16 protein-coding genes are annotated in these 15,281 nt (G+C 61.0%); 3 read left to right on the top strand and 13 right to left on the bottom strand.

From position 1 onward, the window contains the following. The 13 genes from BXU06_RS02720 to urtA form a co-directional block, all read right to left on the bottom strand. A complete protein-coding gene (locus BXU06_RS02720; protein ID WP_077296587.1) occupies positions 1–561 on the bottom strand; it encodes a HupE/UreJ family protein in 561 nt (186 codons plus the stop codon). Beyond that, positions 554–1,186: an urease accessory protein UreG gene (gene ureG, locus BXU06_RS02715; protein ID WP_077296585.1), complete on the bottom strand. Its 633-nt coding sequence runs from the start codon at positions 1,184–1,186 to the stop codon at positions 554–556. Before ureG ends, BXU06_RS02720 begins: the two co-directional genes overlap by 8 nt. Before the next feature lie 1,200 nt (positions 1,187–2,386). Beyond that, positions 2,387–3,067, bottom strand: coding sequence for an urease accessory protein UreF (locus tag BXU06_RS02710; RefSeq protein WP_077296583.1), 681 nt, complete (start codon positions 3,065–3,067; stop codon positions 2,387–2,389). Then, positions 3,064–3,582 carry an urease accessory protein UreE gene (gene ureE, locus BXU06_RS02705; RefSeq protein WP_077296581.1) on the bottom strand — a complete coding sequence of 173 codons (519 nt, stop codon included), beginning with the start codon at positions 3,580–3,582 and terminating at the stop codon, positions 3,064–3,066. The genes BXU06_RS02710 and ureE overlap by 4 nt, the downstream gene beginning before the upstream one ends. 10 nt (positions 3,583–3,592) lie before the next feature. Next, the gene (gene ureC, locus BXU06_RS02700; RefSeq protein WP_077296579.1) at positions 3,593–5,293 is read right to left on the bottom strand and encodes an urease subunit alpha; all 1,701 of its coding nucleotides are present in this window, start codon (positions 5,291–5,293) and stop codon (positions 3,593–3,595) included. After that, the gene (locus BXU06_RS02695; RefSeq protein WP_077296577.1) at positions 5,290–5,595 is read right to left on the bottom strand and encodes an urease subunit beta; all 306 of its coding nucleotides are present in this window, start codon (positions 5,593–5,595) and stop codon (positions 5,290–5,292) included. The genes ureC and BXU06_RS02695 overlap by 4 nt, the downstream gene beginning before the upstream one ends. A gap of 33 nt (positions 5,596–5,628) precedes the next feature. Then, entirely contained in the window at positions 5,629–5,931 is a 303-nt protein-coding gene (gene ureA, locus BXU06_RS02690) for an urease subunit gamma (RefSeq protein ID WP_077296575.1), read from the bottom strand. A gap of 62 nt (positions 5,932–5,993) precedes the next feature. Beyond that, the gene (locus BXU06_RS02685) at positions 5,994–6,839 is read right to left on the bottom strand and encodes an urease accessory protein UreD (protein ID WP_077296573.1); all 846 of its coding nucleotides are present in this window, start codon (positions 6,837–6,839) and stop codon (positions 5,994–5,996) included. 115 nt (positions 6,840–6,954) lie between these two features. Further along, positions 6,955–7,653 carry an urea ABC transporter ATP-binding subunit UrtE gene (gene urtE / locus BXU06_RS02680; RefSeq protein ID WP_077296571.1) on the bottom strand — a complete coding sequence of 233 codons (699 nt, stop codon included), beginning with the start codon at positions 7,651–7,653 and terminating at the stop codon, positions 6,955–6,957. Between the two features lie 79 nt (positions 7,654–7,732). Then, the gene (gene urtD, locus BXU06_RS02675) at positions 7,733–8,566 is read right to left on the bottom strand and encodes an urea ABC transporter ATP-binding protein UrtD (RefSeq protein ID WP_077296569.1); all 834 of its coding nucleotides are present in this window, start codon (positions 8,564–8,566) and stop codon (positions 7,733–7,735) included. Beyond that, entirely contained in the window at positions 8,563–9,660 is a 1,098-nt protein-coding gene (gene urtC, locus BXU06_RS02670; RefSeq protein WP_077296567.1) for an urea ABC transporter permease subunit UrtC, read from the bottom strand. Before urtC ends, urtD begins: the two co-directional genes overlap by 4 nt. Positions 9,661–9,669: 9 nt before the next feature. Continuing rightward, positions 9,670–11,256 (bottom strand): urea ABC transporter permease subunit UrtB, encoded by a 1,587-nt coding sequence (gene urtB, locus BXU06_RS02665; protein WP_077296565.1) that lies wholly within the window; start codon positions 11,254–11,256, stop codon positions 9,670–9,672. Between the two features lie 240 nt (positions 11,257–11,496). After that, positions 11,497–12,753: an urea ABC transporter substrate-binding protein gene (gene urtA / locus BXU06_RS02660; protein ID WP_077302604.1), complete on the bottom strand. Its 1,257-nt coding sequence runs from the start codon at positions 12,751–12,753 to the stop codon at positions 11,497–11,499. Positions 12,754–13,228: 475 nt separating this feature from the next. On the opposite strand from urtA, the gene tnpA reads away from it, so the two are divergent. From tnpA to BXU06_RS17175, 3 genes are all read left to right on the top strand, one after another. Continuing rightward, positions 13,229–13,657 (top strand): IS200/IS605 family transposase, encoded by a 429-nt coding sequence (gene tnpA / locus BXU06_RS02655; RefSeq protein ID WP_077296563.1) that lies wholly within the window; start codon positions 13,229–13,231, stop codon positions 13,655–13,657. A gap of 144 nt (positions 13,658–13,801) precedes the next feature. Further along, complete coding sequence (locus tag BXU06_RS17180) at positions 13,802–14,185, top strand: hypothetical protein (protein ID WP_150125068.1); 384 nt, start codon at positions 13,802–13,804, stop codon at positions 14,183–14,185. Positions 14,186–14,499: 314 nt separating this feature from the next. Beyond that, entirely contained in the window at positions 14,500–15,216 is a 717-nt protein-coding gene (locus tag BXU06_RS17175) for a hypothetical protein (RefSeq protein ID WP_150125067.1), read from the top strand. Positions 15,217–15,281: the final 65 nt, after the last annotated feature.

Genomic DNA, 15,281 nt, shown 5'->3' with positions numbered 1-15,281 from the left:
CTACACCAGCCCGAACAACAAACCCGCCCCGGCCACGGCAATCGCGGCACCCAGCGCCCTGGCCAGCCGCTGCAGCGGCAACGACACCCCCAGCCCGATCAGATGCAGGCAGGCCGACGCCAGCACAAAGCCGGCAGCGTAGGCCAGCGGGCTGCCATCCAGCGGCATTTCTGCGCCATGGGCCAGGCCATGCAGCAAGGCAAACCCGCCGGCCAGCGCCAGACCCACCGCGCGCGGCAGCCGGGCCTGGCCCGCCACCAGCAGGCCCAATACCAGCACCGACGCGGCAATGCCGCCTTCCACGCCCGGCAACGCCAGCCCGGCCATGCCCAGCGCGCCGCCCAGCGCCAGGAGCAGCACAAAACTCAACGGTGCCTGCCAGCGCGCCGCGCCACCTTGCTGACCGGCCCACAGGCCAATTGCCAGCATGGCCAGCAGATGGTCCAGCCCGCCCAGCGGGTGGCTGAAGCCGGCAAACAAAGTGGCGCTATCGTGGCCACTGTGGGCCAGCGCGGCATGACTGGCCAGCGCCAGCGGAAAAAACAGCAGAAATTTACCCATGAGAAGCCTCCGGATTCAGGTTGAGCATGCCTTTGTCTTCGATCAGGGCAATGATGTCGGCCAGCCCCTGACCCGTTTTCAGATTGGAAAACAAGAATGGCCGTTCGCCGCGCATGGTTTTGGCGTCGCGCGCCATCACCTCCAGCGACGCCCCCACCAGCGGGGCCAGGTCGATCTTGTTGATCACCAGCAGGTCGGATTTGCAAATGCCCGGCCCGCCCTTGCGCGGGATTTTGTCGCCAGCGGAGACATCAATCACGTAAATGGTCAGGTCAGACAATTCCGGGCTGAAGGTGGCGGCCAGATTGTCGCCGCCGGACTCGACAAAAATCACCTCCAGATCGGGGTGACGGGCGTTAAGCCGGGCGATGGCTTCCAGATTGATCGACGCGTCTTCGCGGATGGCGGTGTGTGGGCACCCACCGGTTTCCACCCCGATGATGCGGTCGGGAGACAGCGCTTCATTGCGCACCAGAAACTGGGCGTCTTCCTGGGTGTAGATGTCGTTGGTGACCACGGCAATGTGGTAGCGCTCACGCAGGGCGGTGCACAATGCCCAGGTGAGGTGGGTCTTGCCGGATCCAACCGGCCCGCCGATGCCCACGCGCAGAGGGGTGGCTGACATGAAATGCTCCTTATTGAATCTGGCCCGCCATCAATAGAAAGCGGGCCGGGGTGAATCGTTGCCGGCGCACGCGCCGGATGAAAAATCAATCTTGCCAATCCCCCTCCGCCGCCGTCATTCCGCACAGGCGGGAATCCAGTGTGGGCCACGGCGCGTGATGGCCAGAATCACTCACCGTCCGTCCAGCCTTCGCCCAGGCTCGCTGTAGACACTGGCCTGGGTCCCCGCCTACGCGGGGACGACGCGGTGGGGCGCAAGGGGCTGCGGGGATAAAAAGGCGCGGTGGTCACCTTCACCATCGCCAGCACCCTCAACCCCCGTCATTCCCGCGCAGGCGGGAATCCAGCACGGGCCACTGCGCGTGATGGCCAGAATCACTCACTGTCCGTCCCATCTTCGCCCAGGCTCGCTGTGGACACTGGCCTGGGTCCCCGCCTACGCGGGAACGACGCGGTGGGGCGCAACGGGCTGCGGGGATAAAAAGGCGCGGTAACCGCCTTCACCATCGCCGGCCCCTCCACTCCCGTCATTCCCGCGCAGGCGGGAATCCAGCGTGGGCCACGGCGCGTGACGGCCAGAGTCAATCACCGTCCGTCCCACCTTCACCCAGGCTCGCTGCAGACACTGGCCTGGGTCCCCGCCTACGCGGGGACGACGCGGTGGTGCGCAACGGGCAGCAGGATAAAAAGGCGCGGTAACCGCCTTCACCATCGCCAGCACCCTCCACCGCCGTCATTCCCGCGCAGGCGGGAATCCAGCACGGGCCACGGCGCGTGATGGCCAGAATCACTCACCGTCCGTCCCACCTTCACCCGTGCTCGCTGTGGACACTGGCCTGGGTCCCCGCCTACGCGGGGACGACGCGGTGGGGCGCAAGGGGCAGCGGGGGTAAAAAGGCGCGGTGATCACCTTCACCATCGCCAGCCCCCTCCACCCCCGTCATTCCCGCGCAGGCGGGAATCCAGCACGGGCCACGGCGCGTGATGGCCAGAATCACTCACCGTCCGTCCAGCCTTCGCCCAGGCTCGCTGCAGACACTGGCCTGGGTCCCCGCCTACGCGGGGACGACGCGGTGGGGCGCAAGGGGCAGCGGGATAAAAAGGCGCGGTGATCACCTTCACCATCGCTTTCCCTCTACCCCCGTCATTCCCGCGCAGGCGGGAATCCAGACGCCACCACAGCGATCCCCCCACCCATTGATCACGACCGGAATAGCCGGCTGTATTGGGTTTCGTGCTGCATGGCCATCCAGCTTTGCATCGGGGCCAGGCTGCTGAGCTGCTGGTCCGGCAGGCGGATGGCGCGCTGGGTGGCCTCAGCCAGCAGCGGCAGCAGCGCCGACATCAGTTGCTGGCCCACGGTTTGTCCCATGGGCAGCGCCTTCATCAGCACCATCACCTGGTTTTCCAGCCAGCTCCATAAATACGCCTGCACCAGCGTGGCTTCGTCCAGCCCCAGCCGGCAGCCCGCCCAGCCGTAGGCCAGGATGAATGCCAGCTCGCCGGTTTGCAGCGCGGCAGGCAGCGGCTGGCTGGCAGTTTCCGGCAAGGCCAGCAGCAGCTGGCGCAGCGAATAGCCCATCTGCACGCTTTCCTGGCGCTGCTCGCGGCTGTCGCGGCTGGCCAGCAGGGTCTGGTTCAGCGCCAGCAGCGCGGCGTCGTCACCGGCGGCGCTGGCGCGGTGGGCGCGTGCCAGCATCGGAGCATCGTAGCGGCTGACCGGGCCGGCCAGCAGGCCGCACAGCCAGCGCTCGGCGCTGGCGCGGTCGTGAATCTGGCCCAGGTCGATGGCGGTTTCCAGCCCTTGCGAGTAGCTGTAGCCGCCAATCGGCAGGCCGGGGCTGGCCAGACGCAGGCATTGCAGCGCGGCCAGCGGGGTCATGCGCCGTCGTCCGGGCTGCCGTCGCGGCGAAACTGGTGCAGGCGCGGCGCATACTGAAACGCGCTGTCCTTGCCGTGCGAATGGTGATGGCCGCCACCATATGCACCGGATTCTGGCTGAAACGGTGCCAGCAGCGGCTGCACCAGCATGCCCAGCTGTTCCAGCATGCCTTGCAGCACGCTGTCGGCCCCCAGCCGCAGCCAGCCTTCGCCCACCTGCACGGGCACATGGCGGTTGCCCAGGTGGTAGGCGGCGCGGTTCAGCTCGCGCGGGTTGATGGCGCTCACATGCAGCAGCGCTTCCGGCTGGGCGCACACCCGCACCACCCGGCCATCGTTGGCCTGCAGGCGGTCGCCGTCGGCCAGCGGCGGGCTGCCCGATGGCAGGAAAATCGCCACGTCCTCGCCGTCGGCGCTGCGGGTGCGCAGCCGGGTTTTGCTGCGCAGCTCGTAACTGAGGGTCAGCGTCACGTCGCCGTGTTCGCCAGGGTCGGCATGGCGGGTAATGGTCAGCATGTCCGCCTCCTTAAAACAGGAAATAGCGCTGCGCCATCGGCAGCACGCTGGCCGGCTCGCACCACAGCAGTTCACCGTTGGCGCGCACCTGATAGGTTTGCGGATCGACGGTGATGTCGGGCAGCCAGTTGTTGTGGATCAGGTCGGCTTTTTGCACGCTGCGGCAGCCTTGTACCGCCACCAGCCGCTTGGCCAGGCCAAGCTGGCCGCCAATGTCGGCCTCCAGCGCCGCTTGCGAGACAAACGTCACCGAGGTGGCGGTCATCGCCAGGCCAAAGCTGCCAAACATGGGCCGGTAGTGCACCGGCTGCGGGGTGGGAATGCTGGCATTGGCGTCGCCCATGCTGGCGGCGGCAATCATGCCGCCCTTGAGGATCAGGCTGGGTTTGACGCCAAAGAACGCGGGCCGCCAGATCACCAGGTCGGCCAGCTTGCCGGCTTCGATGCTGCCCACTTCGTGGGCGATGCCGTGGGTCAGTGCCGGGTTGATGGTGTATTTGGCGATATAGCGCTTGGCGCGGAAATTGTCGTTGCCTGGCCCGTCGTCGGGCAGCGCGCCGCGCTGGCGCTTCATTTTGTCGGCGCTTTGCCAGCAGCGCAGGATCACCTCACCCACCCGGCCCATGGCCTGGCTGTCGGACGAGATCATGGAAAACGCGCCCAGATCGTGCAGGATGTCTTCGGCGGCGATGGTTTCGCGGCGGATGCGGCTTTCGGCAAAGGCCACGTCCTCGGCAATATTCGGGTCAAGGTGATGACAGACCATCAGCATGTCCAGATGCTCGTCGATGGTGTTCACCGTGTAGGGCCGGGTCGGGTTGGTCGAGCTGGGCAGCACATTGGGCTGGCCGCAGGCCTTGATGATGTCCGGGGCGTGGCCACCGCCCGCGCCTTCGGTGTGGTAGGTGTGGATGGTGCGGCCCTTGAACGCCGCCAGAGTGGCTTCGACAAAGCCGGATTCGTTCAGCGTGTCGGTGTGGATGGCCACCTGCACATCCAGCTCGTCGGCCACGGAAAGGCAGTTGTCGATGGCCGCCGGGGTGGTGCCCCAGTCCTCATGCAGCTTCAGCCCGATGGCCCCGGCCAGCACCTGCTCGCGCAGCGGCTCCGGCAGGCTGGCGTTGCCCTTGCCGGTAAAGCCCAGGTTCATCGGAAAACTGTCGGCGGCCTTGAGCATCTGCGCCAGATGCCATGGCCCGGAGGTGCAGGTGGTGGCGTTGGTGCCGGTGGCCGGCCCGGTGCCGCCGCCAATCATGGTGGTGACGCCGCTCATCAGCGCTTCTTCGATCTGCTGCGGGCAGATAAAGTGGATATGGGTATCGATGCCACCGGCAGTGACAATCATGCCTTCGCCGGCAATGATTTCAGTTGCCGCGCCAATCACCAGGGTGACGCCAGGCTGAATGTCCGGGTTGCCCGCCTTGCCGATACCGGCAATCCGCCCGCCCTTCAGGCCGATATCGGCCTTGACGATGCCCCAGTGGTCCAGAATCAGCGCATTGGTGATCACCGTGTCCATCACCTCGGCGGCCAGCGCCTGGCCCTGACCCATGCCGTCGCGGATCACCTTGCCGCCGCCGAATTTCACTTCTTCGCCGTAAATGGTGTAGTCGTGCTCGACTTCAATCCACAGTTCGGTGTCGGCCAGCCGCACCTTGTCGCCCACGGTGGGGCCAAACATTTCGGCATACGCCTGTCTGCTCAGTTTCATAGCGCCCCCATCACCTTGCCCTGAAAGCCATACACCCGGCGCGCGCCGGCCAGTGCCACCAGCTCAACCGTGCGCGACTGGCCCGGCTCGAAGCGCACCGCCGTGCCCGCCGGAATATTCAGCCGGAAGCCGCGCGCGGCTGCGCGGTCAAATTGCAGGGCGTCGTTGGTTTCATAAAAATGGTAGTGCGAGCCCACCTGAATGGGCCGGTCGCCGCTGTTGGCCACGACCAGGGTCAGGGTGGGCCGCCCTGCGTTCAGCTCGATGTCGCCCTCGGCGGGGCGGATTTCTCCGGGAATCATGCGATATCCTTTGCGTAGCAGCTCGGGGGAGCGTCAGACGATGGGTTGATGCACGGTGACCAGCTTGGTGCCGTCGGGGAAGGTGGCTTCCACCTGGATTTCCGGAATCATCTCGGCAATCCCGTCCATCACATCGGCGCGGCTGAGCAAGGTGGTGCCTTCGTGCATCAGTTCGGCCACGGTGCGCCCGTCGCGTGCGCCTTCCATGATCGCCGCCGACAAATAGGCCACGGCTTCCGGATAGTTCAGCTTCAGGCCACGGGCCTTGCGCCGTTCGGCCAGCAGGGCGGCAGTAAACAGCAGCAGCTTGTCTTTTTCGCGGGGCGTGAGTTCCATGCCGGTTCCTTTACATAATCAAATCGGGATCGTTCAATCGGGTTGGCGGTAGGTTGGTCAGCTCAGGTGCGCCAGATTCTTGGCGCATCGGCTGGCCGATCCAGCCAGTAGGGGCGCAGGCGCTGCCACAGTGCGCGTTGCCAGGCCAGCGCCGCCTCGGCGGAATCGCCCAGCCAGCGTGCCAGCCACACGCCGGGCAGTTGGGTGCAGGCAGCGTGGCGGTGTTCGGCGCAGCAGGCGCGCGCCAGCGCCAATGCATCGGCGTCCAGCGCCGGGCCGGCCCACAGCAGGGTGGCCATCACCGTGTGGCCATTCAGCCCAGTAGCGGCATTCAGCAGCGGATCGTCGCCACCCAGCCAGGTGTGTTCCTGCCACAACAGCGCGCCATCACGCCACAGCGCGCTGCCTTGTGCCCAATGGCCATGGCTGAAGCGTTCTCCGGCAGCGGGCCGGCCCAGGCACACCACATCGCCCCACAGCAGGCGGGCGCTGCCGTGCAGCTGAATCTGGCTGTGCAGCTCGGCCTGTGCGCCGGCAAACAGGATGGTTTCCTGCGGCAGCCATTCCAGCGTGGCGGCATCGGCCAGACGGACGGTGAGCGTCTGCTGCGCCGGTGCGTGGTCGCAGCGGTACCACTTGGCCGCGCCAGGGCTGGTCAGCAGCGCGTGCGCGCCAGTTTCCAGCTGCAGGTCAATCCGCAGGCGGTCGCCACCGGCAATGCCGCCGGGTGGGTGGACGAGGATATGGTGGCAAACCGCCGGGCCTTCCGGGTAAAAGTGCTTTTGCACCCGCAACGGCCCGCGATGCCAGCGCCGTGATGGCACGCTCTGGCCATCGCGGCGCTGGTAGGCCAGTTCCAGTTCGGCCTGCCAGCCATCTTGCCAGGGAAGCGTGGCGGCTGCGTTCATGGCTGTCTCATGCAAATAAAATCCATTGTCCCGGATTTGCCAGGCTTGGCAAGCCGCCTGGGGTGAATTGGAGTATGTGACCGGCTGAATAAAGGCAGGAAAGTCTCCCGCTGCCTCAAATCGCCAGCAGTTCGCGCACGCCGTCCGCCGCCATGTCTTGGCCACGCCCCTGGCGGATGATTTCGCCGCGCGACATCACCAGGTATTGGTCGGCCAGTTGTTCGGCGAAGTCGTAATATTGTTCCACCAGCAGGATGGCCATGTCGCCACGGCTGGCCAGCTGGCGGATGACTTCGCCAATCTGCTTGATGATCGATGGCTGGATGCCTTCGGTGGGCTCGTCCAGGATCAGCAGTTTGGGCTGGCTGACCAGGGCGCGGCCAATGGCCAGCTGCTGCTGCTGGCCGCCGGACAGGTCGCCGCCACGGCGGTGTTTCATCTCGGACAGCACCGGAAACATGTCGTACACCCAGCCAGGAATCTCGCGCCCGGCCTTGCCGGAAAAACGCGCCAGGCCCATTTTCAGGTTTTCTTCCACGCTCAGGCGGGCAAAGATTTCCCGGCCTTGCGGCACATAGGCCACGCCTTCGGCCACGCGCTGGTGCGGGCGGGCGCTGTTCAGCCGCTTGTCCTGCCAGACAATCTCGCCGCTGCGCGCCGGGACCAGGCCCATCAGGCATTTCAGCAGGGTGCTCTTGCCCACGCCATTGCGCCCGAGCAGGCAGGTGGTTTGCCCGATCGGGGCGCTAAAGCAGATGTCGCGCAGGATGTGACTGCCGCCGTAGTATTGGTTGAGTGCATCGACTTTCAACATGGGAGCGCTTTCCTGTAAAAAATTCAGTTCCGGCCCGTGGCCGTGGGCCGGCAACGGGCTTGCCAATGCCAAAGGCGGATCAGCGCCCCAGATACACTTCAATCACCCGTTCGTCGGCCTGCACCTGCGCCAGCGTGCCTTCGGCCAGCACACTGCCTTCGGCCAGCACGGTCACCTGTTCGGCAATGCTGCCGACAAACGCCATATCGTGTTCAACCACCATCAGCGAATGGCTGCCTTTCAGCGTCAGCAGCAGCTCGGCGGTTTTTTCGGTTTCTGCGTCGGTCATGCCGGCCACCGGCTCGTCCAGCAGCAAGAGCTTGGGCTCCTGCGCCAGCAGCATGCCGATTTCCAGCCACTGCTTTTGCCCATGCGACAGCAGCCCGGCTTCGCGCTGGCGCTGGTCGGTCAGCCGGATCAGCGTCAGCAGCTCGTCGATGCGGTCGCGCTGCTGGCCGGTCAGCCGGGCGCGCAGGCTGGACCAGACTGATTTATCGGCCTTCAGGGCAATTTCCAGGTTGTCCGCCACGCTCATTGCCTCGAACACCGTTGGCTTCTGAAACTTGCGGCCAATGCCGGCCTGGGCAATCTGCGCCTCGTTCATCCGGGTCAGGTCGATGGTCTGGCCAAAAAATGCCGTGCCGGCATCCGGACGGGTTTTGCCGGTGATCACGTCCATCATGGTGGTCTTGCCCGCGCCGTTGGGGCCGATGATGCAGCGCAGTTCGCCCACGGCAATGTTCAGGGTGAGCTTGTTCAGCGCCCGGAAACCATCAAAGCTGACGGTGATGTCGTCCAGATACAAAATATTGCCGTGGCGGGTGTCCAGCCCCTCGCCCACCAGGTGGGCCATGCCGGTGGCTTCGCCTTCCCAGCCGTGGTGCTCGGTGTTTGGGTCAACGACGGTGCTCATGTTGACGCTCCTTTGCGGGTCAGCAGGCCCATCACCCCACGCGGCAGGAACAGGGTGACGGCAATAAACAGAAAGCCCAGAAAAAACAGCCAGTATTCCGGAAACGCCACGGTAAACCAGCTCTTGGCCAGGTTGATCAGCCCGGCACCCAGCAGCGGCCCCACCAGCGTGCCACGCCCACCCACCGCCACCCAGATGGCGATTTCGATCGAGTTGGCCGGCGACATTTCCGACGGATTGATAATGCCCACCTGCGGCACATACAGCGCGCCAGCCACGCCGCAAATCACCGCCGACAGCACCCAGATGAACAGCTTGTAGCCCAGCGGGTTGTAGCCGCAGAACATCAGCCGTGACTCGGCGTCGCGGATGGCAGTGAGAATGCGGCCAAATTTGGAGCGGGTGAGCTTCCAGCCGCCGTACAGCGCCAGCACCAGCAGCAGCACGGTGAGCAAAAACAGCACGGCGCGGGTGGCCGGCGCGGCCACTGGAAAGCCCAGGATGCGCTTGAAGTCGGTAAAGCCGTTATTGCCGCCAAAGCCGGTTTCGTTGCGAAAAAACAGCAACATGGCGGCAAAGGTGAGCGCCTGGGTCATGATGGAGAAATACACGCCCTTGATGCGCGAGCGAAACGCCAGCCAGCCAAAGCCCAGTGCCAGTGCGCCAGGCACCAGCACCGCCAGCAGCATGGCCCAGACAAAGCTATCAGTGCCCTGCCAGTACCAGGGCAGGGTTTTCCAGTCGAGAAACACCATAAAGTCCGGCAGGTCGCTCTGGTAGTTGCCGTCATGGCCAATCTGACGCATCAGATACATGCCCATACCGTAGCCGCCCAGGGCAAAAAACAGCCCGTGGCCCAGGCTGAGCAGGCCGGTGTAGCCCCACACCAGATCCATCGCCAGCGCCACAATGGCGTAGCACAGAATCTTGCCGGCCAGGGTCAGCGTGTAGGCCGACACATGCAGGGTGTGGCCTTCCGGCAGCAGGTGCATCAGCGGCAGGGCAATCAGGCCGGCCAGCGCCAGCCCGCCAGCCAGGCGGGCCGTGCCGGGGCCCAGCGCGCCAATCAGGCGCTGTGAGTAGGGTTGATGCATGCCATTCTCCTAGTCGATCACACGGCCCTTGAGGGCGAACAAGCCTTGCGGGCGTTTCTGGATGAACAGGATGATGAACACCAGGATGACAATCTTGCCCAGCACCGCGCCAATTTGCGGTTCCAGCACCTTGTTGACCATGCCCAGCCCCATCGCCCCCAGCACAGTGCCAGCCAGCTGGCCCACGCCCCCCAGCACCACCACCATGAAGCTGTCAACGATATAGCCCTGGCCCAGGTCGGGGCCGACATTGCCAATCTGGCTTAATGCCACCCCGCCCAGCCCGGCAATGCCCGAGCCCAGGCCAAAGGCCAGCATGTCCACCCGGCCAGTGGGCACGCCCACGCAGTCGGCCATGCGCCGGTTTTGCGTGACAGCGCGAACAAACAGCCCCAGTCGGGTCTTGTTCAGCAGCAGCCAGGTCAGCAGCAAAATGGCCAGCACAAAGCCAATAATGGCAATCCGGTTATACGGCAGGGTCAGCGCAGCGTTGATCTGCCAGCCGCCAGACAGCCAGTCCGGGTTGGCCACTTCCACGTTTTGCGCGCCAAACAGCACGCGCACGCTTTGCATCAGCATCAGGCTGATGCCCCAGGTGGCCAGCAGGGTTTCCAGCGGGCGGCCATACAGATGACGAATCACCAGCCGTTCCAGCGCCATGCCAATCAGCGCGGTGACCACAAAGGCCACCGGCAGCGCAGCAATCAGGTAGGCGCCAAACTGCTCGGGCCAGTATTGGCGAAACAGGCTTTGCACCACATAGGTGGCATACGCGCCCAACATCAGCATTTCGCCGTGCGCCATATTGATCACCCCCAACAGGCCATAGGTGATGGCCAGGCCCAGCGCCGCCAGCAGCAGCACCGAACCCAGGCTGACGCCGCTAAAGGCGTGGCCGATCAGCTCGAAGGTGAACAAGCGGCTGTCCATGGCCTTGACGCTGCTCACCGCCGCCGCGCGCACCCCCGCGACCGGCTCGTTGGCCGGGTCGGTCAGCGCCAGCAGGCGGGTGCGTACCGATGGGTCGGCGCTGCTGGCCAGCTCGCTGACCGCCTGCTTGCGCAGTGCGGCGTCGCTGTGGGTCAGGCGCAGATTGGCGCTGACCTGGCTGATGGCGTTGCGCACGCCGGGATCGGTTTCGGTTTTCAGGCGCGCATCCAGCAGTGGCAGCAGCGCCGTGGAGCTGGCGTCGGCCAGCACGCGCAGTGCCGCCAGACGGCCCTCCACGCTGGTGGCATTCAGCTCGCGGGCGGCGCGCGCCACCTCCAGCGCAGCGCGCACCCGGTTGTTCAGCGCCACGGCTTCCAGCGTGCTGTCGTCCACCTTGACCGCTTGCTGGCTATTGGCATCCACATAACCGGCATCGGTCTGGATATACGGTTTGCCTTGTGCGTCCTGGAGCAGCCGGCCCTCGGCCAGCGCGTCCAGCAAGGTGCCAAGCGCCGGGTCGGCCTGTGCCGCCCAGCGCTGGATCAATTCGGCGCGACCGGCGCTGTCGGCCTGCACCAGCGCCTCGGCGGGCGTCTCGGCCCAGACCGGCCAGCACAGCAAGAGGGCCAGCCACGGCAGGATCGCGTGCAATAAACGTGAACGCATGCCCAAGTCCTTGGAAAAATGTCAGAAAAAAACGGGGCGACGCTGTCGCCCCGCTCAAAGACAACCGTGCGGCGGGACGCACGGCCAGTGGAGAAGCTCCTGTCAGGCATTCCCCCACTGAATCCCCGTTGCCGGGGAAAGGCCATCGTGGCGCGGGTCGATGCAGGGGTCATCCACCCGCCCACCATGCAGCACAAGGTTGCCCCTGGCTGCACCGTCGCGCAGCCAGGAGCAGGGTGATTACTTGCTCTTCACCGGGGTATCCGGCTTGCCTTCGTTGCCAGCAATAAACGGGCTCCACGGCTGGGCGCGCACCGGGGCGGATGTTTTCCACACCACCGAGAACTGGCCGTTAGGCTGCACTTCGCCAATCATCACCGGCTTGTGCAGGTGATGGTTCTTTTCGTCCATCTTCAGGGTGAAGCCAGACGGGGCCTTGAAGCTGATGCCAGCCATCGCCTTGCTCACTGCCGCCACATCGGTGCTGCCAGCCTTCTTGACCGCTTCAGCCCACATATTGATGCCGACGTAGGTGGCTTCCATCGGGTCATTGGTCACCAGCTTGTCAGCGCCGGTCATGCCCTTTTTCTTGGCCCAGGCCTTGTAGTCGGCAATCCACTTGCTGTTGACCGGGTTCTTCACGCTCATGAAGTAGTTCCAGGCGGCCAGATGGCCCAGCAGCGGCTTGGTGTCGATGCCCTTCAGCTCTTCTTCACCCACCGAGAACGCCACCACCGGCACGTCGGTGGCCTTCAGGCCCTGGTTGCCCAGCTCTTTGTAGAACGGCACATTCGAATCACCGTTGATGGTGGAGATCACCGCCGTCTTGCCGCCAGCGGCAAATTTCTTGATATTGCCGACGATGGTCTGGTAATCGCTATGCCCAAACGGGGTGTAGATTTCCTGGATATCGCTTTCCTTCACCCCCTTGGACTTGAGGAAGGCGCGCAGAATCTTGTTGGTGGTACGCGGGTAAACATAGTCGGTGCCCAGCAGGAAGAAACGCTTGGCACCACCGCCATCCTTGCTCATCAGGTATTCCACCGCCGGAATCGCCTGCTGGTTCGGCGCGGCACCGGTGTAGAACACATTGGGCGACAGCTCTTCGCCTTCATACTGCACCGGGTAGAACAGCAGGCCGTTCAGCTCTTCGTACACCGGCAGCACCGACTTGCGCGACACCGAGGTCCAGCAGCCAAAGGTGACGGCAACCTTGTCCTTGGTCAGCAGCTGACGGGCCTTTTCGGCAAACAGCGGCCAGTTGGACGCCGGATCCACCACCACCGGCTCCAGCTTCTTGCCCAGCACGCCACCCTTGGCGTTGATCTCGTCGATGGCGAACAGCGCCATGTCCTTCAGCGAGGTTTCGGAAATCGCCATGGTGCCAGACAGCGAATGCAGCACGCCCACCTTGATGGTGTCAGCGGCAAAAGCAGTCGGGGCCATTGCCAGGGCAACGGAAAGGGCAGTGGCTTTCAGGATGAAACGACGGGTCAGCATGGGGGGCGCTCCTGTGTGGGACTTAATGGTGTCTGGGGTGCTGCAACATGGAGGCCACTGTACGGTGTGGGTGCTGCACTGCGGAATACGTCATCTTGCGTATGGGGGAGGGTGGGGAGGTGTGATGGGGCGGGGATAGGGAAGTGGTGGAAATTTTTTGGGGGGTGAGGCACAATATTAAAATCGACATAAAAGTAAAGTCGAAGATTTTTTAAGAAATCTTGATCGGTTTTGTATTATTTTGCATGAAAAGATCGCGCTAGCGATAAAAAAACACCAAAGAGGCGACTTGGAAAGTTTAAAGAACTGGTGACTTGGATTTGTTGGCAAAAAACAACCAGTTTTATTTAAACCATAACGGGAAATCCCCCGGCTGTGCCGGGGTGACAGTAAAAGTTTGACGTTTACGGGAGTCCATCGATGAAACTTCCAGAGTGAGCCGCCAAGCACACTCGATAAAGGGAGTTTCACGATGGACGAATTTGAGAGCCTAAGCCACAGTCGGTGGGAGTGCAAATACCATGTGGTGTTCATTCCGAAGTGCCGAAGGAAAGCGTTGTATGCGAGCCTGCGCAAGCACTTGGGAGAGGTGTTCCGACAACTGGCGCAGCGCAAGGAATGCGAGATTCTGGAAGGGCACCTGATGCCGGATCATGTGCATATGCTGATAGCGATCCCGCCAAAGCATGCGGTATCGCAAGTGGTGGGGTACATGAAAGGGAAGAGTGCGATCCACATTGCCCGAGTGTACGGAGAACGCAGGCGGAATTTTGTGGGGCAGAGTTTTTGGGCGAGAGGGTATTTTGTTTCGACAGTGGGTCGGGATGAGGAAATGATCCGAAAGTACATCCGGGATCAGGAAAAAGAGGATGAACGGTTGGAGCAGCTGAAGCTGACGTAAGGGATGCGGTGCCAATGGCACCAAGAAAGCGGGGCCGCGTTAGCGTCCCCGTTCAGCCGCTTTGAGCGGCTCACACCATGAAGGCCCCCGGCTCTGCCGGGGGATTGTTACTATAGTAATTTTAAGAGGCGAAGCAGGGCACACATGATCAAAACGACCTCGGATGAATTATACAAAGCAGCCGCTGAAGTTACAGCGAAATATGTTTATTTTTTACTTGCGGCCACAGGAGCATCAGTTGCTTATAGTACACAGGCAGCCAATTCTGCCATCATCGCATGGCCTTTGCTGTTCTTAATATTAGCCATTTGCGCTTGGGGATATAGTTTTTTTGCTGGCTGCAAACACCTTCAATGCAGCATATCTACTTACAACATACAGATACTCATGAGAAATAATAATGAAATATTTGACAATATAACAGTCGAGGCAGGACAACAAGAAAAGTTTTACGACGCTCAATATCAATTACAGCATGCATTAGAACCTCAGGAAATAGAGTGCAGCGCATACCTAGGGATGCGCTGATTTATTCAGAAAAATCGTGTTTGCCAAAATCAAAACCTAGCAAAATCAACAACCTGGATTCCCGCCTTCGCGGGAATGACGATTTTTTCAGCATATCCCTAGAAAAGCAATTTAAGTGCTTTATTGTTGGGGCTTTTTTGTTCGTAACATGGCGCACAGCAGAAATTGCATTAAAAAACTGTTTGTTTTATTGATTTAATTTAATGGCTTTCGCAGCAAAATACCGTTTTTATGCAATAAACACTAACTCACCAATCCACCCTCTACGACTAAAGCAAAATAGCCAATTTTAGTCACTGAATAATGGAGAAAACATGAACTTGTCAGGTGTGTTCTCATACGGAAATTTACTCAAAACTTTTTTGCCTGGCTTATTGCTTTTATGTGGAATGGTGCTATTTACGGATAGTTATATTCTTTTTCCTTATAGTCAAAAAACTCAAACCTTGATCACTGCACTAGCCAAAACCCCAGCTTTTTCAATAGTGCTTATTGCATCCACCTCAATCTTGTTTGGAATTATTTCCAACTCAATCCACTTCAAATGGACGATTCCATATATTGGTAAAATATTTGAAAGCCGCAATAAAATGTTTGTTGATTTTAAAAAAGCGGCACTCTCAGAGATGGAGCATCATTATGCCAAGCTATTAAATATCCCAAATAACCATATCCCGATGAGCCATAATGGGTTTGATGTTCGTGCTTTTCTGCTTAATAAAACTGATGTGGTTACATTGCAATACCTAAGGGAAAGTTACTGGTATTACATGGAGTTTCAAGTAAACTCTATAGGAGCTTCTATATTTTTATGCGCAGCATCTACCGCGTACACAACAATCAATTATCTTATCAAGAATATTTCGATAACATCATGCATATTGATTGTTTGCTTGATGCTAGCTTTTACCACGTTGACCATACTAATATTTGCCAAAGCAGCATATGAAAACTACGAAAAACACGAGAAGAAATATTTTAGTTTTTTACTTGGAACTTACCATATTTGTCGATTTGGAAATATAAAATAGGCTGCATCTTAACCCGTTAAACCACAACATCAAGATAAATACCAAAAAATAAAAATAGATAAAAT

The organism is Aquaspirillum sp. LM1 (genome assembly GCF_002002905.1).
Lineage (GTDB): Bacteria > Pseudomonadota > Gammaproteobacteria > Burkholderiales > Aquaspirillaceae > Rivihabitans.
This window is presented reverse-complemented; position numbering and strand designations above follow the sequence as displayed.